This window comes from Pseudomonas sp. CLCA07 (assembly GCF_053615335.1).
This window is the reverse complement of sequence record NZ_CM132131.1, coordinates 4,813,255-4,839,855: the sequence shown is the minus strand read 5'-3', so window position 1 is coordinate 4,839,855 and position 26,601 is coordinate 4,813,255. Positions and strand designations below refer to the sequence as shown.

Here is a 26,601-nt window from a genome sequence, read left to right as displayed (position 1 = left end):
GCGGCCTGACCGACACTACAAATCCTGTTTCCTCATCGAAACCATCGATGTTCTGTACCCATCAGGAGTTTCCATGACCAGCAAAATTCCCGAACCGGATCTCAACTATCTGCAAAAAGTCCTGCTGGAAATGCTCGCCATTCCCAGCCCGACCGGGTTCACCGACACCATCGTGCGTTATGTCGCCGAACGTCTTGAAGAGCTGGGAATCCCATTCGAAATGACCCGTCGCGGGACCATCCGTGCGACCCTCAAAGGCAAGAAAAACAGTCCCGACCGCGCAGTTTCCGCCCACCTGGACACCATCGGTGCGGCGGTTCGCGCCATCAAAGATAACGGTCGTCTGACACTGGCGCCGGTCGGTTGCTGGTCCAGCCGTTTTGCCGAGGGCAGCAGGGTCAGCCTGTTCACCGACAACGGCGTGATTCGCGGCAGCGTGTTGCCGCTGATGGCTTCCGGGCACGCCTTCAACACCGCCGTGGACGAGTTGCCGATCAGTTGGGATCACATCGAGTTGCGACTGGACGCTTATTGCGCCACCCGTGCCGACTGCGATTCGCTGGGGATCAGCGTTGGCGATTTCGTGGCCTTCGACCCCTTGCCGGAATTCACTGAAAGCGGGCACATCAGCGCACGCCATCTGGACGACAAGGCCGGTGTTGCTGCATTGCTCGCGGCAATGAAAGCCATCGTCGACAGTGGTGAAGAGTTGATGATCGATTGCCATCCGCTGTTCACCATTACCGAGGAAACCGGCAGCGGCGCGGCGGCAGCGTTGCCGTGGGACGTCAGCGAATTCGTCGGCATCGACATTGCGCCCGTCGCGCCCGGCCAGCATTCCAGCGAACACGCCGTCAGTGTGGCGATGCAGGATTCCGGTGGACCTTATGACTATCACTTGTCGCGACATTTGCTGCGCCTGGCCAGTGACAACGAATTGCCGGTGCGCCGCGACCTGTTCCGTTACTACTTCAGCGATGCGCACTCGGCGGTGACCGCCGGGCACGACATTCGCACCGCCCTGCTCGCCTTTGGTTGCGATGCGACGCACGGTTATGAGCGTACGCATATCGATAGCCTGGCGGCATTGAGCCGCTTGCTGGGTGCCTACATTCTGAGCCCGCCGGTGTTTGCCAGCGATGCGCAACCGGCGAAGGGGTCGCTGGACCGGTTCAGTCATCAGATTGAACATGACGCGCAGATGGAAAGTGATACGCGGGTGCCGTCGGTGGATAGTCTTGTCGGGCAGCGCACCGATAGCTGATCCGGACATTTGTATCGCCTGATCCACCGCCATCGCGAGCAAGCCCGCTCCCACAGTTGACCACATTCCCCTGTGGGAGCGAGCTTGCTCGCGATGGCGGTGGATCAGGCGACAAATGAACCCAGAGTAGCCGCCACCGATCATTCGCCGTAGCATCGCGCCATTGTTTAGCCGAGGTGCCTATGCTGATCCCCTACGACCAACTTGAAGTCGACACCCTGACCCGCCTGATCGAGGATTTCGTGACCCGCGACGGTACGGACAATGGCGATGACACGCCGATGGAAACCCGTGTGTTGCGGGTCCGCCAGGCATTGACCAAAGGCCAGGCACTGATCGTTTTCGACCCGGAAAGCGAACAATGCCAATTGATGCTCAAGCACGATGTGCCCAAGCACCTGTTTGACTGAACGGCTCAGCGCCCCTTGGTCTTGGCCAGTTTTACCTGGATGCGCTCATAGACTTCAGCCCGATGCACATTGACGTTCAGCGGCGCTTCGACGCCAAAGCGCACACTGTTGCCGCTGACGTTGAGGACACGCAGTGAAATGTTGTCACCGATGGAAATCACCTCGCCCGCAACGCGACTGAGTACAAGCATGGTATTGGTCCTTGAGGATTGCCGGCCCTTGAAGATGCCCGGCGTTTAGCGGGTCTTCAAGGCGAGGACGGCAAATCAGTCCAGCCCTACAGCGCTGGACGATCACATCTGACGGATGCGTCCGACAAATCGATTGAATGCAGGACCGTTCCTTCAGGACGCGGTAAAGCGCGGGCCAAACAAAATGACGCTGGCCCCGATCACGCACAGCACCACACCAATCCAGTCCGAGCTCAATGGACGGATTCGCTCGACGACCGCCAGCCAGCCAATTGAAGCAATGATGTAAATGCCACCGTAGGCAGCATAGGCGCGCCCTGCGTAGGAGGCCTCGACACGCGTCAGCAGCAGCGCGAACAAGGTCAGGCTGAGCAGCGCCGGAAGCACCCACACAACGCTTTTGCCTTGGCGCAACCACATCCAGAACGCGAAACAGCCGGCGATTTCAAACAGCGCCGCGAGGAAAAACCACAAGTAATTGAGCATGCAGATGCCTCGTGAGGATGGCCGATGGCGGCCACCCTAACGACGCTGTTGACTACGGGCAAGTTCAGCCAGCGTTTTGTTTGGCCTTGGCGCGCATTTTATCGGCCATGACGGTCATTTCGTTGTAGAGCAGTTGCGGGTTCTTCTGTTTGATCGCCCAGGCCATACGGCCTTGTTCGTGAGGCAGGATCATGAACTCGCCAGCAGCCACCTGTTGGTAGATGTAGTCGGCAATGTCGGTGGCGGTGATCGGCGAACTTTCCAGCAATTTACCGACCTGCGCCTTCATCGCCGGGGTCGGACCGCGGAAAGAGTCGAGCAAGTTAGTCTGGAAGAACGACGGGCACACCACATGCACGCTCACTTCCTGCTGTGCCAGTTCGATCAACAGGCTTTCGGACAACGCCACCACGCCGGCTTTGGCCACGTTGTAGTTGCTCATGGCCGGGCCTTGCATCAGGGCGGCCATCGACGCGATGTTGATGATTTTGCCTTTGCTTTCTTCCAGCAGCGGCAGGAACGCCTTGCAGCCCTTGACCACCCCCATCAGGTTGATCGCGATTTGCCAGTCCCAGTCTTCCAGCGACAGTTCACTGAAGAAGCCGCCCGAAGCAACACCGGCGTTATTGACGATGATATCGATGCCACCCAGCTTTTCTTCGCAGGCCTGAGCGAATGCGGTCAGCTGGCTGTAATCGCGCACGTCGCAGCGCTGGATAAATCCGTCACCCCCGGCCTCGCGAACCAGTTTCAGGGTTTCCTGCAAGCCGGGTTCGCTGACATCTGACAAGGCCAGTTGCCAGCCTTCGCGCGCCCAACGCAGCGCGATTTCGCGACCCAGGCCCGAGCCCGCGCCAGTGATCATCATGCGATTTTGCATAGCAAACAGCCTTGTGGTTCCGGGGAAGATTCGCTGAGTGTAGCGAAGGACATTGCCCGACCCACGCTCCATCAGATTGCTGAATGGCCCGAGCAAACCGTGGGCGCGTGTGACTCAACTAACGCTGGAACAAATGAAATAAACCCGTCTTCGAAAAACATTAAAAAAACATGGAATTTTCCGACTCGCGCACCAGTCGGACTTTGTAAGCAGCTAGAAATTATTGCCTTCCAGCTGACAGTTAAAAGACAGGTCATTCCAGAAGACTTTCAACAAGGAAATAGACATGGGCACAATTCTGATCGTTATTCTGATCCTCTTGCTGATCGGTGGTCTGCCGGTTTTCCCACACTCCAGAAGTTGGGGTTATGGCCCGTCGGGTATCATCGGCGTGGTGTTGGTGGTGCTGTTGATCCTGCTGTTGCTTGGCCGGATATAACGGACATAACGAGTTAACAGACAAAAAAAGAGGCCCTTGAAAAAGGACCTCTTTTTTATTGCGCCGAAAGCTTAGTCCGGCGTGCCATCAACCACACCAGCGGTGTTATCGAGCAGGCTTTTGGTCGCCGTTTGCAGGAACGATTCGAGCTTGAGCTTCAACTCCGCAGTGCGTGGATCGTTAGGAACGATCTCGGAACGCGGATTGGCGCCCAGCTCGTAGCGGTACATCTTAGGCTCCATATCCTTGTCTTTCGGTAGCACCAGAATCTGGTCAGCAGTAAGAATGGCCGTGGTCTGTTCGCTGCCCGACGGTTTGATCACGCCAAAACCGGCGTCACCTTCCGGTAGGTTGAGCAGGTCACGACCCCAGCACTGGTGGCGCACTTCGCCACCGATACGGCCCATGATAGTCGGAACGATGTCGATCTGAGTGCCCACGGTGTGGTCACGCTGGCCGAACTTTTCTTGGATGCCCGGTGCGATCATCAGCATCGGCACGTTGAAGCGACCCAGGTCCATTTCGGTGATTTGCTGCTCGTTACCGAAACCATGGTCACCCACGATGACAAACAGGGTTTCCTTGAAGTACGGCTCTTTACGCGCCTTCTCAAAGAACTGACCCAGCGCCCAGTCGGAGTAACGCATGGCGGTCAGGTGTTCGTTGAGGTTGCCGCGATCGGTGACGCGCTCGACCGGCAAAGGTGTCGGCAAGGCATACGGCGTGTGGTTGGACAGTGTTTGCAGCAAGGCATAGAACGGTTTGCCGTTTTCCCGAGCCTTGAGCTCCACCAGGCCACGGTCGAACATGTCCTGGTCAGACACGCCCCAGGTCGGATCAGAGAACACCGGGTTCACGTAATCGTTACGACCGATAAAGTTGGTCATGCCCTGGTTACTGAAGAAGCCCGACTGGTTATCCCAGGCGAAGTCGCCGTTATAGACGTACACGTCTTCGAAGTCACGGGCACTGAGCAATTGCGGCAGGCCGGACAGTTTGTGGCTGCCTTCCGGGGTCTGCATCAGGTATTCGAAACCCGGCAGGTTCGGGAAGCAGGCCATGGTGGCGAACATACCCTGGTGGGTGTGGGTGCCATTGGAAAAGAAACGGTCGAACAACAGGCCTTCCTTCGACAGTTTGTCGAGGTACGGCGTGATGTTACCCGGTCCGCCCAGCGCGCCGACCGAGTGCCCGGCCATGCTTTCCATCAGGATCACGACTACGTTCTTGATTGGCAGGGTCTTGTCGGCCGGTGGTGTGTAATCACGACGCACGGCGGCGGTTTCGGCATCCACCAGTTTTTCGTCTTTCATCACCAACATGTCACGCACGGTCTGCTGAGCCTGAGGCTGCGGCAGCGTCGCTTTCCAGATGTTGTCGCGATCTTCGGACATCCGGCTCTTGGCCGCCGCGATCAGCGACAGGGTGCCGTTGAGGCCCAACTGGTTGGCAAAGATCGAGTCGGTGGTGTAGACGTCCCCCCAACGCATCGGTGGGCCCTGACGCAGAGTGCCACGAGCAGCAACCACGCAGATCAACAGGCAGACAACGAACACGCCGATGCGTGCATACCACGGGGCGATCTTGCGCGTGCTGATGCTGCCACCGCTGAACGGGCCGCGAGGACGGGTCGCACGATCGGCGCCCTTGAACGCCAGAGTCAGGATCAAAGTGCCAAAGGCCCACGCCAGCAGATAGCGAACCACCGGGAAACCGTACCAGAGCATGCTCATCACGGTTTTCGGGTCTTCTTTCACATACTGGAAGACCAAGCCGTTGAGGCGCTGGTGAAACTCGCGGTAGAAGTCCATCTCCATCAGTCCGAGGAACAGCGCGATGCTCGAAGCGAGGGTCAGCCAGAAGCGGAAGAACCCGCGAGCAGCCATCGCCCGGGCGCTGAACAGTGCCAGCAACAGCGGAATGCAGAGGTAGACCACCAGACGCAGGTCGAAACGCAGGCCGTTGGCGAACGCTTCAAGAAAGGTCGCAGCCGGTGTGTCGAGGATCATCGAGCGGTTGTAGACCAGCAGCGCAACACGCAGCAGGCTGAACATGACCATCATGATCAAGGCGCACAACAGCGTATAGGCCAGATGCGATTTGACGGTCGGTTGCAGCAGGCGACTAGAAGCTCGCTGCTGATTCAGGGCGTCCGGGTTTGACATGTCGTTTTAGGACCCATTGGAAGTTGAAGTTTCAAAAATACGGCGGCGCCTTGCCCTCTATTGGCCAATACCTGACCCCGGGGCTTGCGCGGTGCGCAAATGTTGCACGATCACCCGCCTCATTGCCATTGATTACTGTTTGGCTGGCAGATGCGGGGCGGATTGTCTTGGAGGCTTTGTGAAAATTTTGTGCAACGCATATCCGGAAACACAATAAAGCCGCGCACTGGTAAAAACGCAAACGCCCCGAACCAGTCGGGGCGTTTTGCAGAACAACGGTGCGATTACTTCTCGGCGCGTTCTTTCAGGGCTTTCAACGTATTGAACGGCGCATCGACGACGAACTTGTTGGCGACCATCGACGGCACACTGCCGCCGGGCTCGGTGTGAACCTGATAGGTCACTTCAACCTGGTCACCCTTGGGTACGAACTTCCAGAACCCGTCGACCTTGGCGACGCGCACGAAACCTTCTACTTCCGGAATGTACTTCGGTACGCCTTCAAGCTTGCGGGTCAGGCTGCCATCGGCGCCTTCAACGGTGGTGATGTGCAACACCGAATCACGCGGGGTGACGGGCCACGGGGTATTGAACTGGGTGTAGGTCCAGGTCTGATCGCCTTCGCGCTTGAGCAGCTTCTGCATTTTGCACTCGTGAATCCAGGCACAGGCGCCGGACACGTCTTCCTGCAATGCGCGCAGTTTGGCAACAGTGGTCTTCATCAAGGTAACGCCCTGATAGGACTTGTAGTCCGAACCCGGCACTTCAGCTAGAGAGATCTTGATGCCGTCTTCGTTCTTGGCGACCTTCCAGTCTTCAGCCTGGGCGGCCGTCGTGGCGAGCACAGCGGTCAACCCACACAACACAGCGATACGATGCAGCGAACCCATAGTTTTATTCCTTATTGTTGAAGTTCCGTTGTTGAACACATCACACCGCCGTCATTTGCTCCCACCATCCCAGCAATTTGATCGCTTCGTCACTGTTGCTTCCGCACACCTCGACATCAGCTTCAAAGGCCGAACACACCGCCGGGCGTTGTGGACGGCCAAAAATGAGGCACAGGTTATCGACCGAAAGTTGTACGCAACGTTCGCCAGCGGCTTTGCCATTGGGCATACCGGGAATCGGTGAGCTGATGGAAGGGGCTATGCAACAGGCGCCACAGCCTTCACGGCATTTCATGATGACGGGCTCCTCACGAGGAGTGATGTGTAAAAAGGACGGGCACAGAGTAACCGCTAAAACAGTTGTTTAAAATTACCTGAACCGGGGTTTTTCCGTTCAAATCAACGTGACTGACCAGTCTCCGACAAAGCGTCTGGCCAGCGGGTCACGGACAGTGACGGATTTACCGCTTGAACTCGAAATCCAGCGCCGCGCCTTCGACTTCGTGGCGCTCATCATTGCGCAGTTGCAGCTGCATTTCGTTATTGAGCAGCCGACCGTTGAGCTGAAACGGGCTGCTGCCGGTCTTGTCGCCAAACATGGGTGGCAGCAGCGCATCGTTGCCAGGCATCGGCACCGTGCCGACCGGTTTCAGTTCTTGTGCCATTTGCGGGGGCAATTTCAAGTCAAGTTTGGCGGGCGGGAGTTCGGTTTTCACCACTTCGCTGGCCGCTTTTGACTTGGAGGCAGTGGGTGGACGCTTTTTCACCACCTTGACGGGCTCGGCTTTTTTGGCAGGCGCCGGTTCTTCCGCGGTATCGCCAGTCGTCGGTTTTTCCTGACCCGCCGCCATGACGCCTTCAACGTGAACGCTCATCAACAGGCAAAAAAACAGGCAGACGGCAGGAAAAATCGGTTTCATGAACCCAACAGCAAAAAACGGCAGAGGGCCATATGCTCCCCTGTTGCACGCCACATGACAAGCACCGCCGTGAACGACCGACTCAGAAGCCGCCGGCCGTTTCCTGGCAAAGTTGCGTGGCCAACATCCCAAGGGTCATCAATGCACGCTCGGCCTCACGGTTCCAGGGGGTGCCGCAATTCAGCCGAATGCAGTGATTGAACTGCTCGGTGTTACTGAAGATAAGCCCCGGCGCAATACTGATGCCCTGTTGCAACGCCCGCACGTGCAATTCCTGTGTGTTGACCCGCCCCGGCAAACTGACCCACAAAATGAAGCCGCCAGTCGGCCGGGTCATCTGCGTGCCTTCAGGGAAGTACTGCTGGACTGCCAGCTGGAAGGCGCTGAGGTTCTTGCGGTATTCCTGACGGATGTAGCGTAAATGTCGGTCGTAACCACCGTTTTCCAGATAGGCCGCAATGCCCATTTGCGTGACGCTGCAGGCCGAATGGGTACTGAACGTCTGCAGCCGCTGGATTTCCTGCTGGTACTTGCCGGCAATCATCCAGCCGATCCGCACGCCTGGCGACAGGGTTTTGGAGAAGCTTGAACAATAGATGACCCGATCCAGCCGATCGTAGGCCTTGAGCGATTTGGTGCGCCCCTGCTCGAACATCAGCTCGCCGTAAATATCGTCTTCGACAATCTGGATATCAAAATCCGACGCCAGGCGCAGCAATTGTTTTTGCCGCTCCTCGGGCATGGTCCCGCCCAATGGATTGCTCAAGCGCGTGGTCAGCACCAGCGCCTTGATCGACCACTGGTTGGCCGCCAGTTGCAGGGCTTCGAGGCTCATGCCTGTGGCCGGGTCGCTCGGAATTTCGATCACTTTGAGGCCGAGCAAGTCTGCCAGTTGCAGCAGGCCATAATACGTTGGCGACTCGGCGGCGATCAGGTCGCCAGGACGGGTCAGTACACGCAGGGACATCTGCAACGCATCGACGCAGCCATGGGTGATGACCACTTCGGAGGGGTCAACCACCACGCCGGCATCGCGCATGCGGATCGCCACTTGCCGGCGCAACGGCTCAAAACCGGGGCTGAACATGTAGCTGAATGCCCGCGGGCTATGGAATCGGGTGACTTTGGCCAATTGCTGATGCAGCGCCCGAACCGGCAGGTAATCGACGCTGGGCACTGCGGCGCCCAGCGGAAAAACACCCTCGCGGCGGGATTCGACCAACACTTGCTGAATGATGCTGCTGCGCGTGACCAGCCCCGGACGCTCGACCCGGGCGATGTCCGGCGTCGGTGCGGTCAGGGCTGGCGTTTGGTGAACGTAGTAGCCCGATTGCGGCCGAGCCCGGATCAGCCCCTGGTCTTCAAGATTGGCATACGCCTGCAACACCGTCGCATGGCTGACGTTGAGCTGCGAACTCATCTTGCGCACCGAAGGCACGCGCTCCCCCGGTTGATAGACACCACGGCGGATGTCTTCGGCCAGTTGTTGAGCAATACGTTGGTAGAGCAAGAGATTGGTCATGACGCAGCACTCGATTTCACGGGCATTTTATTCTTGTGTGAAACAATACCGGAACAGTTTAGAAGTGTACGGGGACAGTTGCCACAATAGTCGACCGTACAGTGCAGTGTCAGCAAAATCTGTACTGCTTTTTTCCATGTACCCAGACAATTGGCAGGCGCAAAAAAACCCGGCGCTGTCTGGCAGGCCGGGTTTTCCAGAGACGCGGCCCTTAGCGGGCAGCGCCGAGCTGGCCTTTTTCGTCGGAGAACACAATTTCCACCCGACGGTTCTGCGCACGGCCACGCTCGGAAGCGTTCACGTCCACCGGGTATTCATCGCCGTAGCCTTCGACCTGGATGCGTTTGTCGTCGATGCCCAAGTCCATCAAGACGTCAGCCACCGATTGCGCACGGTCACGCGACAGTTTGAGGTTGTCGTGTTTACCGCCGGTGCTGTCGGTGTAGCCTTCGATCCGCACCACGCGTTTCGGATTGAGCTGCAGGAACTGAACAATCTTCAGCACCACACGGTTCGCCGAGTTTTTCAGCTCGGCTTCACCCGTATCGAACAGCACATCGCCCAATGTCATCACCAGCCCCCGGTCAGTCTGGGTGGTCGCCAATGCGACAATCTGTTCTTCGAGCCACTTGCCCTGCTGCTGAACGCTGAGCAATTTGGATTCGCGCAACGCCAATTGCAGACGCTGACGCTCCAGTTCGAGCTTCGCCGCACGCTCTTCGTTGAGCACTTGATTGGTGTGTTCACGGGCGATTTCGCTGTAGCGCTGGCTCAGGTAGGCGTAATGCACCACGTCCGAACCGCTGCCCCAATAGCTGGACAGACGATCTGCGCGGGCCAGGGATTCACCGGCGCGGATCACGTCTTTGGGCGCGATACGCAGCACATTGGAATCTTCCTTGACCTTCTGGAAGTCTGCGCCCGCTTCTTGCAACGCGGCTTCACTGTGTTGCCCGGCGCAGCCATACAGGCTGGCGCAACCGGCGAGGATCAAGCTGCCGAGCACTTTTGACTTGAGGCTCATTGGGCATCTCCCAGTTGCTTGCGCAGACGAGTGATGCGGGTATTGAGCACGTTCAATTGCTCCTCGCTCTTGAGGGTCAGCACCTTGGCTTCGGCCAGGCGCGCGTCCAGTTCGGCCTGCTCGGCTCGCATGCGCGCACGTTTGTAGGACTGCTCGGTCATGTTGCTTTGGGCACGAGCGAATTTTTCTTCGGCCAGTTTCATTTCCGGCATGTCATCGGCGGTAGCGCCCACGGCTTTGGCTTGTACGAGAGCCTGTTCGGTCAGGCGAATCTGTTCATTCGGCGCCGGATCGGCTGCACAACCCGCCAGAGCCAGAACGGCCAGGGCAGCGAAAAGAGGTCGAATACTCACTAAAAATCCCTACTGTTTTGGGGTACTGACAGGTTGTTGCTGTTGCTGCGCTTTCCAACGCTCGATATTGCGTTGCAACGCGGCGTCCGTCAGTCCTGAGGCGGGCAATTCTGTCATCTTTTTGGCCAGCTGTCCGCGCAACCACGGATCGTTGCAGACGGAGTTATGGGAAACCGCGAGGTAAAGACCGGGCTTGTCGATCGGTTGCGGGTAGGCGATCAGGTCATTGGCCATGCTCAGCGTCTGCGCGACCGCCATACCTGAATAGCGTCCGGCAAGGACAAATTCCACCTCACCCAGGAGCAATTTCTGAAAGGCCAGGGTCAGGTTGGGTGTACGGATGAGGGTCAATTGCTGCTCGGCAAAAGTGCCGAATGCCGGGGTCATTCGAGACTTTTCCGACAACGCGCCGGGATGACCGTGAAGGTCCTGAGCTCCGTTGTAGATCAATGTCGAATTCTTGCGGGTCCAGACCAGGTAGTCGTTTTCCAGCAGCGGCGGATGAATGTAATCCAGGGTTTCCAGTTCGCTGATAGTCAACGGTGCATCGGCCAACATGTCCATGCGCCCGCTGCGCACTTCGTCCAGCGCCTGGGAGCGTTTGCCGGCATAAAGCAGTTCAACCTTGATGCCCAACTCCCCCGCCACGTGCTGCAACAGATCAGCACTGGCACCGATCAGGTTTTTAGGATTTTGCGGGTCTTGCCACAGGTACGGAGGTGCGTCCGGGCTGCCGGTCACGACCAGTCGCTCGCACTTGCCCGCCGCATTGGACAGCGCCGGCAACATCATCAAACCCAGCAGTAATGGCCAGCCGCACACGCGACGCAGATCCATGGCAACACTCTCCACTAAAACCCTGTTATATCGCCGGTAGGAGCTGTCGAGTGAAACGAGGCTGCGATCTTTTGATCTTCCGCTTGGGATTCGAGCGGACCTGAAAATTCGCAGCCTCGTTTCACTCGACAGCTCCTACAACAGCTCCTACAGAAGAACAAAAAAAAGCCCGACCAAAAGGTCGGGCTCTTTATAAGTCAGGCCGCTGGATTAGACCAGCTTCTCGAACTCTGGGATAGCTTCGAACAGGTCAGCTACCAGGCCATAATCGGCCACCTGGAAGATCGGCGCTTCTTCGTCCTTGTTGATCGCAACGATCACTTTGGAGTCTTTCATGCCGGCCAGGTGCTGGATCGCGCCGGAGATACCGACCGCGATGTACAGCTGTGGAGCAACGATCTTGCCGGTCTGACCGACCTGCATGTCGTTGGGTACAAAACCTGCGTCGACCGCGGCGCGGGAAGCACCGACGGCAGCGCCCAGCTTGTCAGCCAGTGCGTACAGGTGTTTGAAGTTGTCGCCGTTCTGCATGCCGCGACCGCCGGAAACGACGATTTTGGCAGCGGTCAGTTCCGGACGATCGGACTTGGCCAGTTCTTCGCCGACGAAGCTGGAAGTGCCAGCGTCGTGAGCAGCGGCAACGGCTTCAACGGCAGCCGAACCACCTTCAGCTGCAACCGGGTCGAAACCGGTAGCACGCACAGTGATGACTTTCACCGAAGCGTTGGACTGAACGGTAGCGATGGCGTTACCGGCGTAGATCGGGCGCTTGAAGGTGTCAGCGCTTTCGACCGAGATGATCTCGGAGATCTGGTCAACGTCCAGCTGCGCAGCAACGCGCGGCAGGATGTTTTTGCCGTTGGAAGTGGCGGCAGCCAGGATGTGGCTGTAGCCCTTGCCCAATTCGGCCACCAGCGGCGCGACGTTTTCCGGCAGTTGATGAGCGTAGGCGGCGTTATCAGCCACCAGCACTTTGGCCACGCCAGCGATTTTCGCCGCGGCTTCAGCAACAGCACCCACATTCTGGCCAGCGACCAGAACGTGAATGTCGCCACCAATTTTGGCGGCAGCAGCAACGGTGTTCAGGGTGGCAGGAGCCACAACCTTGTTGTCGTGCTCAGCGATTACCAAGATAGTCATGATTAGATTACCTTCGCTTCGTTTTTCAGTTTCTCGACCAGTTCAGCCACCGACTTGACCTTGATACCCGCGCTGCGTGCAGCAGGCGCTTCGACTTTCACGGTCTTGTTGGTAGAGGCGGTGGAAACGCCCAAAGCGTCCGGAGTCAGCACTTCGAGAGGCTTCTTCTTGGCTTTCATGATGTTTGGCAGGGACGCGTAGCGCGGCTCGTTCAAACGCAGGTCGGTGGTGACGATGGCCGGCAGTTTCAGGGAAACTGTCTGCGCGCCGCCGTCGACTTCGCGAGTCACGGCAACGCTGTCGCCGCTGATTTCAACTTTGGACGCGAACGTGCCCTGACCGTAGCCGCTCAATGCAGCGAGCATCTGGCCAGTCTGGTTGTTGTCGCTGTCGATGGCTTGTTTGCCAAGGATCACCAGCTGAGGCTGTTCCTTGTCGACAACAGCTTTCAACAGTTTGGCAACGGCCAGCGAAGTCAGGTCTTCGGCGGATTCGACGAGGATGGCGCGGTCAGCACCCAGAGCCAGCGCGGTACGCAGTTGCTCTTGAGCGGTGGACGGACCGACGGAGACGACGACGATTTCAGTCGCAACACCTTTCTCTTTCAGGCGTACGGCTTCTTCCACGGCGATTTCGCAGAACGGGTTCATCGACATCTTGACGTTGGCAAGATCGACGCCGGAATTGTCCGCCTTGACGCGGACCTTGACGTTGTAGTCCACAACGCGTTTGACAGCTACAAGAACCTTCATGGATTCCTCGTTACTCTCCGGTGAAAAGAAAGTCGCCTAGGCGAACCTGGCGGTTGATGCTCATCGGCGCAAGGGCACCTCTAAAAACGCTGGCAAAAGTGTCAAGTGACCATCGCTCACAATGATGATGACCGTTTGTCAGTGGTGACCGACGAGTCATTCATTATCGCGGCGTGTAAACTGCGCGCTATACGTGCGCTGCGCATCACCTTGTACTGCCATCGCCCTGTCTTTAGAGGTGCTCTTGAAACCAACAGTGTGCCTACGGCGAGCGCAAAACCGACCGTATCTTGACCGGAACGCCTATTCCGGTCAATACGGTAAAATGGCCGTTCGTAAGCCGCGTGACTTTGATTTCTCTGGCTTTGAGCCAATTCAAACAAACGTTTGTATTGGACGCTGGGAGTGGTGTAGATATAATGCGCCACCCAGAGAGAAAGGTGGACTATCGATTGTCCTGTTCCGCGCTCGCGCAGGGATTCATGGATGCGACACCAAACCTCCAAAATTAGAAAAAAAACTGTTGAGCCTTGAGTAGGAGATAACCTGTGGAACGCGAATACATGGAATTCGACGTCGTCATCGTCGGTGCCGGCCCCGCTGGTCTTTCCGCTGCCTGCCGCTTGAAGCAGAAGGCTGCTGAAGCCGGTAAGGAAATCAGCGTCTGCGTGGTCGAAAAAGGCTCCGAAGTCGGTGCTCACATCCTGTCTGGTGCCGTGTTCGAACCACGCGCCCTGAACGAATTGTTCCCGGACTGGAAAGAACTCGGCGCCCCGCTGAACACGCCGGTCACCCGCGATGACATCTTCGTTCTGAAAAACGCAGACAGCGCGCAAAAAATTCCTGACCTCTTTGTGCCCAAGACCATGCACAACGAAGGTAACTACATCATCTCCCTGGGCAACCTGTGCCGCTGGCTGGCCCAGCAGGCCGAGAACCTGGGCGTAGAAATCTACCCCGGCTTCGCCGCTCAGGAAGCGCTGATCGACGAGAACGGCGTGGTGCGCGGGATCATTACCGGCGACTTGGGCGTTGATCGCGAAGGTAATCCGAAAGAAGGCCTGTACACCCCGGGCATGGAACTGCGTGGCAAGTACACGCTGTTCGCCGAAGGTTGCCGTGGCCACATCGGCAAGCAGCTGATCAAGCGTTTCAACCTCGACAGCGAAGCCGACGCCCAGCACTACGGCATCGGCCTGAAAGAAATCTGGGAAGTCGACCCGGCCAAGCACCAACCAGGCTTGGTAGTCCACACCGCCGGCTGGCCGCTGGACATTATGGGCACCGAGAACACCGGTGGCTCCTTCCTCTATCACCTGGAAAACAACCAAGTGGTTGTCGGCCTGATCGTCGATCTGTCCTACAGCAACACTTACCTGTCGCCGTTCGATGAGTTCCAGCGCCTCAAGCACCACCCGGTGCTCAAGCAGTACCTGGAAGGCGGCAAGCGCATCAGCTACGGCGCCCGTGCCATCAGCAAAGGCGGCCTGAACTCGTTGCCGAAAATGGTCTTCAAGGGCGGCGCGCTGATCGGTTGCGACCTCGGCACCCTGAACTTCGCCAAGATCAAAGGCAGCCACACCGCGATGAAGTCCGGCATGCTCGCCGCTGAATCCGTGGCCGACGCGCTGTTCGCCGAGAAAGATGGCACCGAAGAACTGACCACTTACGTCGACGCGTTCAAGAAAAGCTGGCTCTACGACGAACTGTTCGCCAGCCGCAACTTCGGCCCGGCGATTCACAAGTTCGGCGCGATCGTCGGCGGTGGTTTCAACTGGCTGGACCAGAACATCTTCGGCGGCAAACTGCCGTTCACCTTGCACGACACCAAGCCGGATTACGCTTGCCTCAAGCTCGCCGCCGACTGCAAGAAGATCGACTACCCGAAACCGGACGGCAAGATCAGCTTCGACAAACTCAGCTCGGTGTTCATCTCCGGTACCAACCACGAAGAAGAACAGCCGTGCCACTTGAAGCTGGCCGACCCAAGCATCCCGATCAGCAAAAACCTGCCGCTGTACGATGAGCCTGCCCAGCGCTACTGCCCGGCCGGCGTGTACGAAGTGATCACCATGGAAGACGGCGAGAAGCGCTTCCAGATCAATGCCCAGAACTGCGTTCACTGCAAGACCTGCGACATCAAGGACCCGGCACAGAACATCACCTGGGTCACACCGGAAGGTGCTGGCGGTCCGACTTACCCGAACATGTAAGTTGAACGCCTGAACATCAAGGCTCCCGATTGGGGGCCTTTTTGTTGCCCGGTATGGTAGGAGCCGAGCTTGCTCGCGATAGCGGTGTGTCAGACAACAATGAAGCCGGATGACAAACCGCTATCGCGAGCAAGCTCGGCTCCTACAAGGGATTTGCGGTAGATCAGGCAGCGCGCTCATCGCCGGGATTACGCTCGAAGTAGCGCTTGTACTCCCGACTGAACTGCGACGTACTCTGATACCCCACCCGATGCGCCACTTGCGCCACCCCCAAGCCTTCAGACAGCAACAACTGCTGCGCCTTGAGCAAGCGCAAACGCTTCAAGTACTGCACCGGCGACAACAAGGTGCTGCGTTTGAAATGCTCATAAAAAGTCGACGCACTCATGTTCGCGCAACTGGCGAGGGTCTCGACATTCAGCGGCTCGGTGTAATGCGCATGCAGATGACTGAGCGATGCCGCGACCCGTGCGAATTGCCCCTGCTGCTCCACCAGCGCGCGCAACACATCGGCTTGCGGCCCGCGCAACGCGACGAACAACAACTCACGCAAACGCGCCTGGCCCATGACCTGACATTCCAGCGGATCGTGCAGGCAACGCAACAACCGTTCCACGCATCCACGCATCGCGTCGTCGAGCACTGTCGAGGTCATGGACTCCAGCGTCTGCGCAGCAATACTGCGCCCGGACACGAGCCCCATGGCCAATACCAATTCACCGAGCAAAATCCGGTCTATCGCGATGGAAATGCCCAGCATCGGCCCATCCGGCGCCGCAAAGGTTTCGCACTCAAACGGCACCGGCAATGCCTGAATCAGATAATGCCCAGCACCGTACTCCAGCGTTCGCGGGCCCAGGTACGCCAATTTGCTGCCCTGGACGATGATGACCAGGCTCGGCTCATAAATCTGCGGGCCACGGGCGACGTCGCAACTGGCACGCAACACCTGCACACCTGGCAACGCGGTAGGAGCGAAGCCGTCGCGAGTGGTCAGCGTCTGGATCAACGAAACCAGCGTGGCATTGGCATCGAGATGACGGGTCAACAACATGGGAGCTCTTCACAAAAAAGTCGCGGGAAAAGGGATGAAAGCATCTTCGCAGGTCTGATCGTCCATTTGATCAATCGCACGTGGATGCCGGAGGAATAGGCATGACACCCGGAGGAATCGCCATGGCCGGTGCAAGGTGCGGCGCCCAGAATGCACCGCCTCACCTGTCACTGCTTTTGCGAGGTTCCTCATGTACACCGCCATCGGATACGCCGCCCAGTCGGCCACCACTCCCCTCGCCCCCGTGAAATTCGAACGCCGCAGCCCTCGTGCCGATGACGTGGCGATCGAGATTCTCTACTGCGGCGTCTGCCATTCCGACATCCACCAGGCGCGCAACGAGTGGGGCATTGCCGTTTACCCGCTGATGCCCGGCCACGAGATCGTCGGCAAAGTGACCGCCATCGGTGCGAATGTGACCCGGTACAAGGTCGGGGATTTGGTTGGCGTCGGCTGCATGGTCGATTCCTGCCGCAGCTGCGAAGCCTGCCAGTCGAACCTTGAGCAATACTGCCTCGAAGGTCCGACCATGACCTACGCCACCCCGGACCGGGTCGATGGCAGCAACACCATGGGCGGCTACTCCGACAGCATCGTGGTCAGCGAGCACTTTGTCGTGCGCATCCCGGAAAAACTCGCCTTGGCCAGCGCCGCGCCGATCCTGTGTGCCGGCATCACCACCTACTCGCCGCTCAAGCATTACGGCGTCAAGGCCGGTGACAGAGTCGGGATCCTCGGCATGGGCGGCCTCGGTCACATGGGCATCAAGTTCGCTAAGGCGATGGGCGCCGAAGTCACCCTGTTCACCCGTTCGGCAAGCAAGGCCGAAGAAGGTCGTCGCCAGGGCGCAGACCACGTGATCGTGTCTACCGATGCCGAGCAGATGAAGGCTGCGGCTGGCCAATTCGACTTCCTGCTCGACACCATTCCGGTGCAGCACGACCTCAACCCCTACCTCGACACCCTGCGTTTCGACGGTGTGCACATTTTGGTGGGTTTGATTGAACCGATCGATCCACCGGTCCACGCCGCAAAATTGGTGTTGGGACGTCGCGTGCTCGCCGGTTCGTTGATCGGCGGTATTGCCGAAACCCAGGAAGTGCTGGATTTCTGCGCCGAGCACAACATCACCTGCGACATCGAAATGCTCGACATCCGCCAGATCAACGAGGCTTACGCCCGCATGATCGCCGGGGATGTGAAATACCGCTTCGTTATCGACATGGCGACCTTGAAGATCTAAACCTTCAAGCCCAGTTCTGCCGACAGCCGGGCTGTGACCCCTTTGATCAGGGGAATCAGCTCGGCCATTTTTTCCAGCGGCATGTACGGCACAGTGCTGGCAATGCTGATGCCGGCGACGATGCGCTTGCTGGCATCACGGATCGGCGCCGCCACACAACGGATCGACGGTTCGTTGTCTTCCAGATCAAAGGCATAACCGCCTGCCACATACTCGACCATGCGCTGCTGAAACTGCTCCCAGGATTGCTCCGGGTGCTGCGGCCAAAACAGATTTTTCCCACCCGCCGGCAAGCTGATTTCGTACAGCCGCTGCCATTCTTCCTGCGTGTCATCCAGCATCAGCGCCTTGCCGATCCCGGTGCGCGCCAACGGCATACGATGGCCGACCCGCGAACGCATTTCCGGGCCATTACGCCCCGGATTCTTGTGTAGGTACAGCACCTCGTCGCCTTCGCGAACCGCCAAGTGAATGGTGTCGCCGGTCAACGCCGACAACTCATCCAGATACGGTCCGGCCAAGGTCACGAGCGGCAACTCTTCACGCGCCTGGAAACCCAGTTCGATCAGCTTTGGCCCCAACAGGTAGCCGACCTGCGGCACCACGCGCAGGTAACGCTCGTCCACCAGGCAACTGGCCAGTCGATGGGTGGTGCTGCGCGTCGTGCCGATCAGCCGGGCGATTTCCTTGAGATCGCGGGCGCCGCTGGCCACAGCCTGAACCACACCCAAACCACGAAGCAGTGTCTGGGTGCCGGTCGGCGCGGCGTCCTTGGCGATTTTTGGGGCGTCTTCCTGCATATCCAGCCTTTACGTTGAGCGAGTGACGGGCGGCATTATGGTCGCCCGATGCCCGCGACTACAACTTGATACGCTCGACTTTGCCCACCAGCAAGATGTAGGAAAGCGCGCCAATCAATGCCAGAACCGAGATGTAGGTAATCGCCGGGGCAAACGAGTCACCGGTCGCCAGGAAACCAATGACAATCGGCGTGGTGATCGCCGACAAGTTGCCGATGAAGTTGAACACCCCGCCGGTCAGCCCCAACAAACGTGCCGGTGCCAAGGTTGAAACCAGCGACCAGGTGATCGACGCCAGTCCGTTGCCGAAGAAGGCCAGCGCAAGGAAGGCAATCACCAACGGCGTCGATTCGACGAAGTTGGCGCCGATGATTGAGGTGGAAATCAGCAGGCCGCCAATGATCGGCAACTTACGGGCGAAACCTACCGTGTAACCGCGACGGATCAGGAAGTCAGAGAAGAACCCCGAACACAACACACCGACGAAGGCGGCGAGGAATGGTAGCGAGGCCAACAGGCCGGACTTGATGAAGTCCATGCCGCGATATTTCACCAGGTAAGTCGGGAACCACGTCAGGAAAAACCACAGCGTCGAGTTGAGGCAGAACTGGCCGAGGTAGATGCCCCACAGTTTGCGTTTAGTCAGAACAATCCCGAGGTCAGTCCAGCTGAACTTCGCTTTGACTTTGGCTTGCTCGGCCTGAATATCCACCAACCCGCCACCCTCGCGGATCAGATCGATTTCAGCATCGTTGACGCCTTTGAAATCCCGAGGCTCGCGATACACCGCGTACCAGATCACCGCCCACAGAATGCCTACCGCACCGGTGCTGATGAACACCATGTGCCAGCCAAATTCATGCTGCAACCATGCGAGTACCGGCGTCAGGAATGCCAGGCCGACGAACTGCCCGGAGGTGTAGAAACCGATGGCAGTGGCGCGTTCGCGCTCGGGGAACCAAGTGGTGACCACGCGACTGTTGATCGGATAGGCCGGGGCTTCCAGGGCACCGACCGCCATGCGCAAGACGAACAGCGCGATGAAACTCGCGGCGAATCCGAGCATGACCGTGGCGATCGACCAAAGCAGCAAGGCGACGCTGTAGAGGATGCGCGGTGGAACACGGTCCACCAGCCAGCCGCCGGGAATTTGCATCGCGGCGTAGGTCCAGCCGAAGGCCGAGAAGATCAGCCCGACGTGGATCGGATCGATGCCCAGTTCGCTGGTCAGCGCCGGGGCTGCGATGGAGAGGTTGCTGCGGTCCAGGTAGTTGATCACCACGGTGATGAACAGCAGGACCATGATGAAAAATCGCTTGCGACTGGGCGTCACCAACGACGCTTGCCCGGTGAGGGTTTGCGATTGCATGAGGAGTGCCTCTTCTTATGTTTATTGAGGTCGTCTAGAAGACTTGCGCTGAACCCTGTAGGAGCCGGCTTGCCGGCGAAAGCATCCTGTCAGTCGCATCAATGTCGGATGTCATGCCGCCTTCGCTGGCAAGCCAGCTCCTACAGGGGATTTGGGGTGGATCAGAGATCAATCACCACTCAGCAAAACTGCCATCGGCATGGCGCCAGATCGGGTTGCGCCAGCGGTGACCGACGGCGGCGCGTTCGATCACGTATTCCTCGTTGATCTCGATACCCAAGCCCGGGCCATTCGGGATCTTCACGAAGCCTTTGTCGTAGTCGAACACCCGCGGATCTTTCACGTAATCGAGCAGGTCATTGCTCTCGTTGTAGTGAATGCCCAGGCTCTGTTCCTGGATGAACGCGTTGTAGCAAACCGCGTCCAGTTGCAGGCACGCCGCCAAGGCGATCGGCCCCAGCGGGCAATGCAGCGCCAGCGCCACGTCGTAGGCTTCGGCCATGTTGGCGATTTTGCGGGTTTCGGTGATGCCACCGGCGTGCGACGCATCCGGCTGGATGATGTCGACGTAACCTTCGCTCAGTACGCGCTTGAAATCCCAGCGCGAGAACAGCCGTTCACCGAGGGCAATCGGGGTGCTGGTCAGCGGCGCCAGTTCCTTCAGCGCTTCATAGTTTTCGCTGAGCACCGGCTCTTCGATGAACATCAGTTTGTACGGATCGAGTTCCTTCATCAGCACCTTGGCCATGGGCTTGTGCACCCGGCCATGGAAGTCGACGCCGATGCCGACGTTCGGTCCGACCGCGTCACGTACGGCCGCGACGTTGGCCAGGGCCAGGTCGACTTTCTCGAAGGAGTCGAGAAATTGCAGCTCTTCGGTGCCGTTCATTTTTACCGCAGTAAAACCACGGGAGACCGCTTCTTTCGCCGCGCGCGCAGTGTCCGCTGGCCGGTCGCCGCCGATCCACGAATACACACGAATCTTGTCCCGCACCTGGCCACCGAGTAAATCACTGACCGACACGCCCAGCGCCTTGCCCTTGATGTCCCACAAAGCCTGATCGATACCGGCCAGCGCGCTCATGTGGATCGCGCCGCCCCGGTAGAAGCCGCCTCGATAGAGCACGGTCCAGATGTCTTCGATGTTGCGTGGGTCTTTGCCGATCAGGTAGTCAGACAATTCTTCAACGGCAGCTGCAACGGTGTGGGCGCGGCCTTCAACCACGGGCTCGCCCCAACCGGTCACGCCCTCGTCGGTTTCGACCTTGAGGAAGCACCAGCGCGGCGGAACGATGAAGGTGGTCAGTTTGGTAATTTTCATCTCTGCTCTCTTTTTATAAATGCAGCTCTTATAGATGTAGCGCTCACAGCGCCAAAAGTCTTAGCGAAGGGCTTTCCAGGCAGCCACGTAGGCCTTGGCATTGACGGCCACGTCCGCTGGCGTCATCCCCGGCTTGAACAAACCTGAACCAAGACCGAAGCCTTTGACGCCCGCGTCAATAAACACCTGCATGTTGTCCGGCGTGATACCGCCGACCGGTGCGAGAATGGTTCCGGCCGGCAATACCGCGAGCCAGGCTTTGACGACTGCCGGCCCCATCTGCTCGGCCGGGAACATCTTCAGCACGTCCGCACCTTCGGCCAAGGCTGCAAAGGCTTCCGTCGGCGTCGCCACACCCGGCGACAGGAACAACCCCGCCGCTTTCGCCGCGCGCAGCACCTTGGGATCGCTGTGCGGCATGACGATCACTTGGCCGCCGGCGGCTTTCACTTGCTCGACTTGCTCCGGTGTCAGCACAGTGCCCGCGCCGATCAGGCAATCGGCAGGCAAGGTACTGCGCAGGATGCGGATACTTTCGTACGGTTCGGGGGAATTAAGCGGCACTTCGATGACGCGAAATCCGGCGGCGTACAGGACTTCGCCGATGGCCGCCGCTTCTTGCGGGCGCAGGCCACGCAGGATCGCGATCAGGCCGTTTTGCGCCAAGGCGTGTTTGAGCATGTCAGACCTCCAGTCAGGTTTAACGGGATGGGTTGGGTGTGATCAGTCCAGCGGCGAGCGCCAATTGCCACAACCCGCGTTCGGTGGCTTGCTCAGCCAGCAGCACCCGAGCAAAACCGCAGGCGTCGAGAGCCCGGCTGTAGCGGGCACAGAGTTGGGCATTACCGATGAGGATGATCGAAGGCAGGTGTACGCTATTGCGCCGACGTCGCTGGGCGGTCGCCAGCGCTGACAGTTCATGACCGATCAACAGCCCCGACAAATAATCCGCCTGGGCCGTGGCGCTCAGATCACCGATCAGCCCGAGGCTGCGGGCACTGAACAATGTCGATAACGGGCCGATCTCGCCGTCCACCGACAAGGCCACTTGCACCCCACGATCAAAAGCCTGGCCATCGAAAGACGCGCCTTTTTGCTGGGTGCGCCCCAGAATGCTGTGTTCGCTGAGCACGGCGAAAATTTCGCCGGTCATGAACGTATCGAAATGCACGATGCAGCCGTCGGCCACTTCCACCCATTTCGAATGACTGCCTGGCAAGCCGATCAGCAGATCGTTGCCCGCCTCGCCCTGAAGAGTGTGCAAAACGCCAAGTACCTGCGTTTCTTCGCCACGCATCACATTCGGCAACGGCGAACGCTGAATCACACCCGGCACGATGTGCACATCGACACCGCGAAGACTGCGAACCGTTTGTAGGGAAGTTCCGAGATTGGCGACGTTCGCCGGCGTATCGCGGTAGGCCGCTTCAAGCCAGCCCTGGGCGCTGCCGACCATGCCACAGGCGATCACCGGAAAATCCGGCTGCGCGTCGAGCCAGTCACCACAGGCCTCATCGAAGGCCAGTTCAAAACCGTCTGAACATTCCTGACCTTTGATGATTCGCGGCGTCCGGGGCAGCTGCATGACCCCCGATGACAACGAACGTTGTTCGAGCACCAGGCCATCCGCAGCGAGTTTGTAAGCACGTAATGAGGTTGTCCCCCAATCGAGCGCGATCAATTGCGCCAGCATCGCTTCACCTGTTTTGTTTATTGGCAGTGAGTGAGCGGGACTATAAACCGGGAAGTGCAATAATCTCAATATATAAATATCACTCCCATATATTGGGATATACGCAAAAAAAATCGCAACTCAAGGCTGCGATCTTTTAACCGGCGACGCTGGCGATTAATTACCCTCGGCAAACTCGCGCAACACCGCCCCATCCATCCGGTATCGCACCCACTCTTCCTGTGGTTGCGCACCCAACGATTTATAGAACTCGATCGCCGGTTTGTTCCAGTCCAGCACGCTCCACTCAAACCGTCCGCAATCATTGGCGCAGGCGATTTTCGCCAGGTGGCGCAGCAAAGTTTTGCCCGCACCACCGCCACGTTGTTCGGGGGTGATGTAGAGGTCTTCGAGGTACAGGCAGTTGCTGCCGAGCCAGGTGGAATAGCTGAAGAAGAACACGGCGAAGCCGATCGGCTGACCGTCGCGCAGGCAAATCAGGCCGTGAGCGGTGGCGCCTTCGCTGAACAGACTGCGCTCGATGTCGGCGACGCTGGCGATGACTTCGTGGCGGGCACGTTCATAGTCGGCCAGTTCAGTGATGAACCCGAGAATTTGCGGAGCATCGCTGGGGGTCGCCGGGCGGATCTCGATCGTCATGGGACGTGCCTTCGTCAAAGGTTGAAAACGCCATACTAAGTTGCCACGCTGCGTCCGTCACATGGGAAATTAATCCTGATCTATGGACAACGCATTCACATTCAAAGGAAGGTTATGACCACCAACGCTTTCGTCCCCCTGCAAACCCTCGCCGCTCAATTGCTGCCCCATGCGCTGGAACCCTCAGAGGACGGCGCCCACGACCTGTCACACTTGCAGCGGGTCTGGCACAACGCGCGTACGATTCAGGCACAAGAAGGCGGCGAGCTTGAGGTGCTGCTGGCAGCGGTGCTGTTGCATGATTGCGTGGCGGTGGAGAAGAACTCGCCGCTGCGTTCGCACGCATCGCGACTGGCCGCCGAGAAAGCATCTGCTGTGTTGGCAGACTTGCATTGGTCCAGCGTAAAAATCAGCGCGGTGGTCCACGCTATTGATGCTCACAGCTTCTCCGCCAACATTCCCGCTACATCGCTCGAAGCGAAAATCATGCAAGACGCCGACCGCCTCGATTCCCTCGGTTTGCTCGGTGTCGCGCGCACGTTCTACGTTGCCGGGCGCATGGGCAGCGCGTTGTACGACCCGCTGGACCCGGAGGCACAGCATCGCGACTACGACGACAAACGCTTTTGCCTCGACCATTTCCAGACCAAGCTGCTGCACTTGGCAAACGGCTTCCAGACCACTACCGGTCGACGCCTGGCGCAGATCAGGCATGAGCGTCTGAAAGGTTTCATGGAGCAGTTCAAGGAAGAGATCGGCGTCTGTTGAAGGCAATACTCCGGCCAGCGCTAATCCTGAAATCGCTAACCCAGGACCTAACATCGGCGCGATGCGTGATAGATATCAAACGCTCATTTCTATCGGCTCAAGGAACCGCGTCATGTCCAGCGCAACACCCCCAGTCTCCAGCCGGTTGTTCGGCCTGTTTTGCCTTGCCAGCTATTTGCTGTCGCTGTCCTACGGCTCGACTTTTTTGCTGTCGTTGCTGATCGGCTCACGCGGCGGCAATGAACACGATGCCGGCAGTGTGATTTCGGCGGCCATGCTCAGCACGTTCGCGGCGGTGATCGTCTCGGGGCATTTGTCTGACTGGCTCGGTGCCGCGCGCTCGATTGCCTTGTTCGGCGTCTTACTGGTGGCGGCCAGCCTCGGCTTCGCCTTGACCCCGGGCTTCGGCACTGCGCTGTTGTTTTTTGGACTGTTGCTGGGGCTGGGTTGGGGCGTGTTTTACACCCTCGGGCCGATCATTGTGGCCAGCTTGGTGACACCGGCCCAACGGGCCAAATACTTTGCGTTGCTGTCGGGCAGCATGATGACCGGGATCGGCAGCGGCCCTTTACTGGGCCGCGCTGCCAGCGCCCTCGGCTATCCGGTAACCGCCGCGTTTTACCTCGCTGCAATGGCCAGCCTGATCGGCGTTTTACTGTTCTGGCGACTGGATGCACAGATCAGAAAAACGCCCGCGCCCGCCACCTCGGTCGCGCGAATTTCCTGGCGCGCAACGGTTCGAGTGCTGTCGTCCAGAGCCGTGTTCCCGATCTTCATGGTGGGTCTTGGTGGTTGCGTGTTCGGCGGCCTGTCGAGCTTCCAGACCAGTTACGCCGCGTCCCGCTCGCTGGATTATTCGCTGTTCTTTTTTGGCTTCATGGGCGCGGCGATCAGCAGCCGAATGCTGATTGCCGGCATCGTGGTCAAACGTGACCCATTCCGCTCATCGTGCCTGTTGTCGGGCCTGATGATGGGGTCGATTGTGCTGTTTGGTTTCGTCGTCGACAGCGGGCTCAGTTATGTACTGGCAGCCGTGATGCTCGGGGTCGGATACGGTCTGACCTATTCGGTGATCAACGGCCTGGCGGCCAACGAAGCGCCACACGGCACGACCTCGCAAGCCTTGCTGTTGTTCAGCCTCTCCTACTTCATCGGCGTGTTTGGTTTTCCCTTGCTGGCCGGAAAAATCATCGTCGAACAAGGGATGCCCGCGTTGCTCCTGACCGTGCTGGCCGTGGCTATACTGAACTGGTTGATCACCGTGGGTCGACTGATCTGGCGTCGCGTAGCGCCGGTTAAATCCGTGCAGCAGGCCTGAACCGTTCGTCATTCATCAGGCACCAATTCAAATGCGAGGCAGACCAATATCAGGTAGAGACTCTATTAAACGGAGACGATGCCATGTTCATGTCCAGGTTGAGCGCCCTCGTTCTCGCCACACTGCTGTCCTCTGCTGCGTTCGCCGCCACACTCGCTGAAGGTACGGGCCCGACCAACCCGGTCGAGGGCCCGAAAGCGCCCGCCATCCAGAGCGCACCCAGCATGAACACCAACGGCACCGGTATCGACAGTAACCCCCCACCCACGACGGGCACTGACCCACGGATCCAGGGCAACGACGCGGGCCGTCAAGGCGGACTGAACATGCCCGACACCCAGACACCCGACAATGCCGGCAGCGGCATCGGCTCGAAAACCACCACCGGTGGTTCGGGCTCCGAGGGCGGTGCCTATCAATAGTTCGCCCACGCGAGCGACCTCTCCACACACATCAAGAGGTAAGCATGAACGACGATAAAAACCTGGAAAAAGAAGTCCTGATCCGCCTGTTGCATGCCCACCCGAGTGGCTTGGGCAAAGAGGTTCTGGACAATTATCGGGGGGAGAAAATCGTGGCCAGTACCCTCGCCGCCCTGCAGGACCGGGGGCTGATTCAACACGGTCATGTGACCTGCGATGAGGCTGGCGAGCACACGGTGAATCTGCCGATCAAACTCAGCAGTGCCGGGGTTGAGGCGGCACGCAAACTGGATAGCTGAACACTTCGAGCGAGGCCGGGTAACGTGTTGATACTACTGGCCTCTTCGCGGGCAAGCCCGCTCCTACATTTGTTTTGTGTCGTTCACAAATCCACTGTAGGAGCGGGCTTGCCCGCGAAGGCGTCGGCACATCCAACACTAATGCGTCAGACCCACCGCTCTCGCAGGCAAGTCGGATCGCCGCACCGC

Annotated in this window: 29 protein-coding genes; 9 read left to right on the top strand and 20 right to left on the bottom strand. The window is 58.6% G+C overall.

The features are described 5' to 3' along the window. The first annotated feature begins 73 nt into the window (after window positions 1-73). Together ACWGZX_RS22300 and ACWGZX_RS22295 are read left to right on the top strand one after the other, a co-directional pair. Window positions 74-1,264 (top strand): osmoprotectant NAGGN system M42 family peptidase, encoded by a 1,191-nt coding sequence (locus ACWGZX_RS22300; protein WP_452625455.1) that lies wholly within the window; start codon window positions 74-76, stop codon window positions 1,262-1,264. A 182-nt stretch (window positions 1,265-1,446) separates the two neighbouring features. Next, entirely contained in the window at window positions 1,447-1,674 is a 228-nt protein-coding gene (locus tag ACWGZX_RS22295) for a YheU family protein (RefSeq protein WP_452625454.1), read from the top strand. A gap of 5 nt (window positions 1,675-1,679) precedes the next feature. Here the strand turns inward: ACWGZX_RS22295 and csrA are convergent, their stop codons facing one another. The 3 genes from csrA to ACWGZX_RS22280 form a co-directional block, all read right to left on the bottom strand. Then, the gene (csrA, locus tag ACWGZX_RS22290; RefSeq protein ID WP_452625453.1) at window positions 1,680-1,865 is read right to left on the bottom strand and encodes a carbon storage regulator CsrA; all 186 of its coding nucleotides are present in this window, start codon (window positions 1,863-1,865) and stop codon (window positions 1,680-1,682) included. A 153-nt stretch (window positions 1,866-2,018) separates the two neighbouring features. Next, window positions 2,019-2,351 carry a YnfA family protein gene (locus tag ACWGZX_RS22285; protein WP_452625452.1) on the bottom strand — a complete coding sequence of 111 codons (333 nt, stop codon included), beginning with the start codon at window positions 2,349-2,351 and terminating at the stop codon, window positions 2,019-2,021. Window positions 2,352-2,415: 64 nt separating this feature from the next. Continuing rightward, a complete protein-coding gene (locus ACWGZX_RS22280; protein WP_452625451.1) occupies window positions 2,416-3,231 on the bottom strand; it encodes an SDR family oxidoreductase in 816 nt (271 codons plus the stop codon). 280 nt (window positions 3,232-3,511) lie between these two features. On the opposite strand from ACWGZX_RS22280, the gene ACWGZX_RS22275 reads away from it, so the two are divergent. Beyond that, window positions 3,512-3,670, top strand: coding sequence for a DUF3309 family protein (locus ACWGZX_RS22275; RefSeq protein ID WP_172825980.1), 159 nt, complete (start codon window positions 3,512-3,514; stop codon window positions 3,668-3,670). Between the two features lie 71 nt (window positions 3,671-3,741). Here ACWGZX_RS22275 and ACWGZX_RS22270 read toward each other — a convergent pair whose 3' ends face one another. The 10 genes from ACWGZX_RS22270 to ACWGZX_RS22225 all read right to left on the bottom strand — a co-directional run bounded on the left by ACWGZX_RS22270 (window position 3,742) and on the right by ACWGZX_RS22225 (window position 13,273). Next, window positions 3,742-5,835 (bottom strand): LTA synthase family protein, encoded by a 2,094-nt coding sequence (locus tag ACWGZX_RS22270; RefSeq protein ID WP_452625450.1) that lies wholly within the window; start codon window positions 5,833-5,835, stop codon window positions 3,742-3,744. Between the two features lie 284 nt (window positions 5,836-6,119). Continuing rightward, entirely contained in the window at window positions 6,120-6,725 is a 606-nt protein-coding gene (locus ACWGZX_RS22265; protein WP_452625449.1) for an START domain-containing protein, read from the bottom strand. A gap of 40 nt (window positions 6,726-6,765) precedes the next feature. Continuing rightward, on the bottom strand, window positions 6,766-7,020 hold the full coding sequence (locus ACWGZX_RS22260; protein ID WP_452625448.1) for a YkgJ family cysteine cluster protein: 255 nt from the start codon (window positions 7,018-7,020) through the stop codon (window positions 6,766-6,768). A gap of 166 nt (window positions 7,021-7,186) precedes the next feature. Then, on the bottom strand, window positions 7,187-7,645 hold the full coding sequence (locus ACWGZX_RS22255) for a translation initiation factor 2 (RefSeq protein WP_452625447.1): 459 nt from the start codon (window positions 7,643-7,645) through the stop codon (window positions 7,187-7,189). Window positions 7,646-7,727: 82 nt separating this feature from the next. Next, window positions 7,728-9,167 carry an aminotransferase-like domain-containing protein gene (locus tag ACWGZX_RS22250; protein ID WP_123432724.1) on the bottom strand — a complete coding sequence of 480 codons (1,440 nt, stop codon included), beginning with the start codon at window positions 9,165-9,167 and terminating at the stop codon, window positions 7,728-7,730. A gap of 211 nt (window positions 9,168-9,378) precedes the next feature. Continuing rightward, window positions 9,379-10,191 (bottom strand): OmpA family protein, encoded by an 813-nt coding sequence (locus ACWGZX_RS22245; protein ID WP_223519037.1) that lies wholly within the window; start codon window positions 10,189-10,191, stop codon window positions 9,379-9,381. Beyond that, window positions 10,188-10,544 carry a DUF4398 domain-containing protein gene (locus ACWGZX_RS22240; RefSeq protein ID WP_223519035.1) on the bottom strand — a complete coding sequence of 119 codons (357 nt, stop codon included), beginning with the start codon at window positions 10,542-10,544 and terminating at the stop codon, window positions 10,188-10,190. The genes ACWGZX_RS22245 and ACWGZX_RS22240 overlap by 4 nt, the downstream gene beginning before the upstream one ends. Before the next feature lie 9 nt (window positions 10,545-10,553). After that, on the bottom strand, window positions 10,554-11,381 hold the full coding sequence (locus tag ACWGZX_RS22235) for a substrate-binding periplasmic protein (protein ID WP_452625446.1): 828 nt from the start codon (window positions 11,379-11,381) through the stop codon (window positions 10,554-10,556). A gap of 210 nt (window positions 11,382-11,591) precedes the next feature. Next, window positions 11,592-12,521, bottom strand: a complete 930-nt coding sequence (locus tag ACWGZX_RS22230) for an electron transfer flavoprotein subunit alpha/FixB family protein (RefSeq protein ID WP_452625445.1) — start codon at window positions 12,519-12,521, stop codon at window positions 11,592-11,594. A 2-nt stretch (window positions 12,522-12,523) separates the two neighbouring features. Further along, the gene (locus tag ACWGZX_RS22225; RefSeq protein ID WP_007945693.1) at window positions 12,524-13,273 is read right to left on the bottom strand and encodes an electron transfer flavoprotein subunit beta/FixA family protein; all 750 of its coding nucleotides are present in this window, start codon (window positions 13,271-13,273) and stop codon (window positions 12,524-12,526) included. Between the two features lie 548 nt (window positions 13,274-13,821). Here ACWGZX_RS22225 and ACWGZX_RS22220 point away from each other — a divergent pair. Then, entirely contained in the window at window positions 13,822-15,486 is a 1,665-nt protein-coding gene (locus ACWGZX_RS22220; RefSeq protein WP_223519030.1) for an electron transfer flavoprotein-ubiquinone oxidoreductase, read from the top strand. 163 nt (window positions 15,487-15,649) lie between these two features. Here the strand turns inward: ACWGZX_RS22220 and ACWGZX_RS22215 are convergent, their stop codons facing one another. Further along, window positions 15,650-16,540, bottom strand: coding sequence for an AraC family transcriptional regulator N-terminal domain-containing protein (locus tag ACWGZX_RS22215; RefSeq protein ID WP_452625444.1), 891 nt, complete (start codon window positions 16,538-16,540; stop codon window positions 15,650-15,652). 190 nt (window positions 16,541-16,730) lie between these two features. Between ACWGZX_RS22215 and ACWGZX_RS22210 the strand changes: the two genes are divergently transcribed. Continuing rightward, on the top strand, window positions 16,731-17,783 hold the full coding sequence (locus tag ACWGZX_RS22210) for an NAD(P)-dependent alcohol dehydrogenase (RefSeq protein WP_452625443.1): 1,053 nt from the start codon (window positions 16,731-16,733) through the stop codon (window positions 17,781-17,783). Here the strand turns inward: ACWGZX_RS22210 and ACWGZX_RS22205 are convergent. The 6 genes from ACWGZX_RS22205 to ACWGZX_RS22180 all read right to left on the bottom strand — a co-directional run bounded on the left by ACWGZX_RS22205 (window position 17,780) and on the right by ACWGZX_RS22180 (window position 23,605). Then, entirely contained in the window at window positions 17,780-18,583 is an 804-nt protein-coding gene (locus tag ACWGZX_RS22205; RefSeq protein WP_452625442.1) for an IclR family transcriptional regulator, read from the bottom strand. The two genes, ACWGZX_RS22210 and ACWGZX_RS22205, sit on opposite strands and share 4 nt — an antisense overlap. A gap of 58 nt (window positions 18,584-18,641) precedes the next feature. After that, window positions 18,642-19,952: an MFS transporter gene (locus ACWGZX_RS22200; RefSeq protein WP_223519022.1), complete on the bottom strand. Its 1,311-nt coding sequence runs from the start codon at window positions 19,950-19,952 to the stop codon at window positions 18,642-18,644. 172 nt (window positions 19,953-20,124) lie between these two features. Continuing rightward, on the bottom strand, window positions 20,125-21,273 hold the full coding sequence (dgoD, locus tag ACWGZX_RS22195; RefSeq protein ID WP_007903915.1) for a galactonate dehydratase: 1,149 nt from the start codon (window positions 21,271-21,273) through the stop codon (window positions 20,125-20,127). 60 nt (window positions 21,274-21,333) lie between these two features. After that, the gene (locus ACWGZX_RS22190) at window positions 21,334-21,954 is read right to left on the bottom strand and encodes a 2-dehydro-3-deoxy-6-phosphogalactonate aldolase (protein WP_452625441.1); all 621 of its coding nucleotides are present in this window, start codon (window positions 21,952-21,954) and stop codon (window positions 21,334-21,336) included. 19 nt (window positions 21,955-21,973) lie between these two features. Beyond that, entirely contained in the window at window positions 21,974-22,966 is a 993-nt protein-coding gene (locus tag ACWGZX_RS22185) for a 2-dehydro-3-deoxygalactonokinase (protein WP_452625440.1), read from the bottom strand. Window positions 22,967-23,122: 156 nt separating this feature from the next. After that, window positions 23,123-23,605 carry a GNAT family N-acetyltransferase gene (locus ACWGZX_RS22180; protein ID WP_150780608.1) on the bottom strand — a complete coding sequence of 161 codons (483 nt, stop codon included), beginning with the start codon at window positions 23,603-23,605 and terminating at the stop codon, window positions 23,123-23,125. A gap of 114 nt (window positions 23,606-23,719) precedes the next feature. Here ACWGZX_RS22180 and ACWGZX_RS22175 point away from each other — a divergent pair, with 114 nt between their 5' ends. The 4 genes from ACWGZX_RS22175 to ACWGZX_RS22160 all read left to right on the top strand — a co-directional run bounded on the left by ACWGZX_RS22175 (window position 23,720) and on the right by ACWGZX_RS22160 (window position 26,412). Continuing rightward, entirely contained in the window at window positions 23,720-24,373 is a 654-nt protein-coding gene (locus ACWGZX_RS22175; protein WP_452625439.1) for an HD domain-containing protein, read from the top strand. Between the two features lie 112 nt (window positions 24,374-24,485). Continuing rightward, a complete protein-coding gene (locus tag ACWGZX_RS22170; protein WP_452625438.1) occupies window positions 24,486-25,691 on the top strand; it encodes an MFS transporter in 1,206 nt (401 codons plus the stop codon). A gap of 83 nt (window positions 25,692-25,774) precedes the next feature. Then, on the top strand, window positions 25,775-26,113 hold the full coding sequence (locus ACWGZX_RS22165) for a hypothetical protein (protein ID WP_452625437.1): 339 nt from the start codon (window positions 25,775-25,777) through the stop codon (window positions 26,111-26,113). 44 nt (window positions 26,114-26,157) lie between these two features. Continuing rightward, window positions 26,158-26,412, top strand: a complete 255-nt coding sequence (locus tag ACWGZX_RS22160) for a hypothetical protein (protein WP_452625436.1) — start codon at window positions 26,158-26,160, stop codon at window positions 26,410-26,412. Window positions 26,413-26,601: the final 189 nt, after the last annotated feature.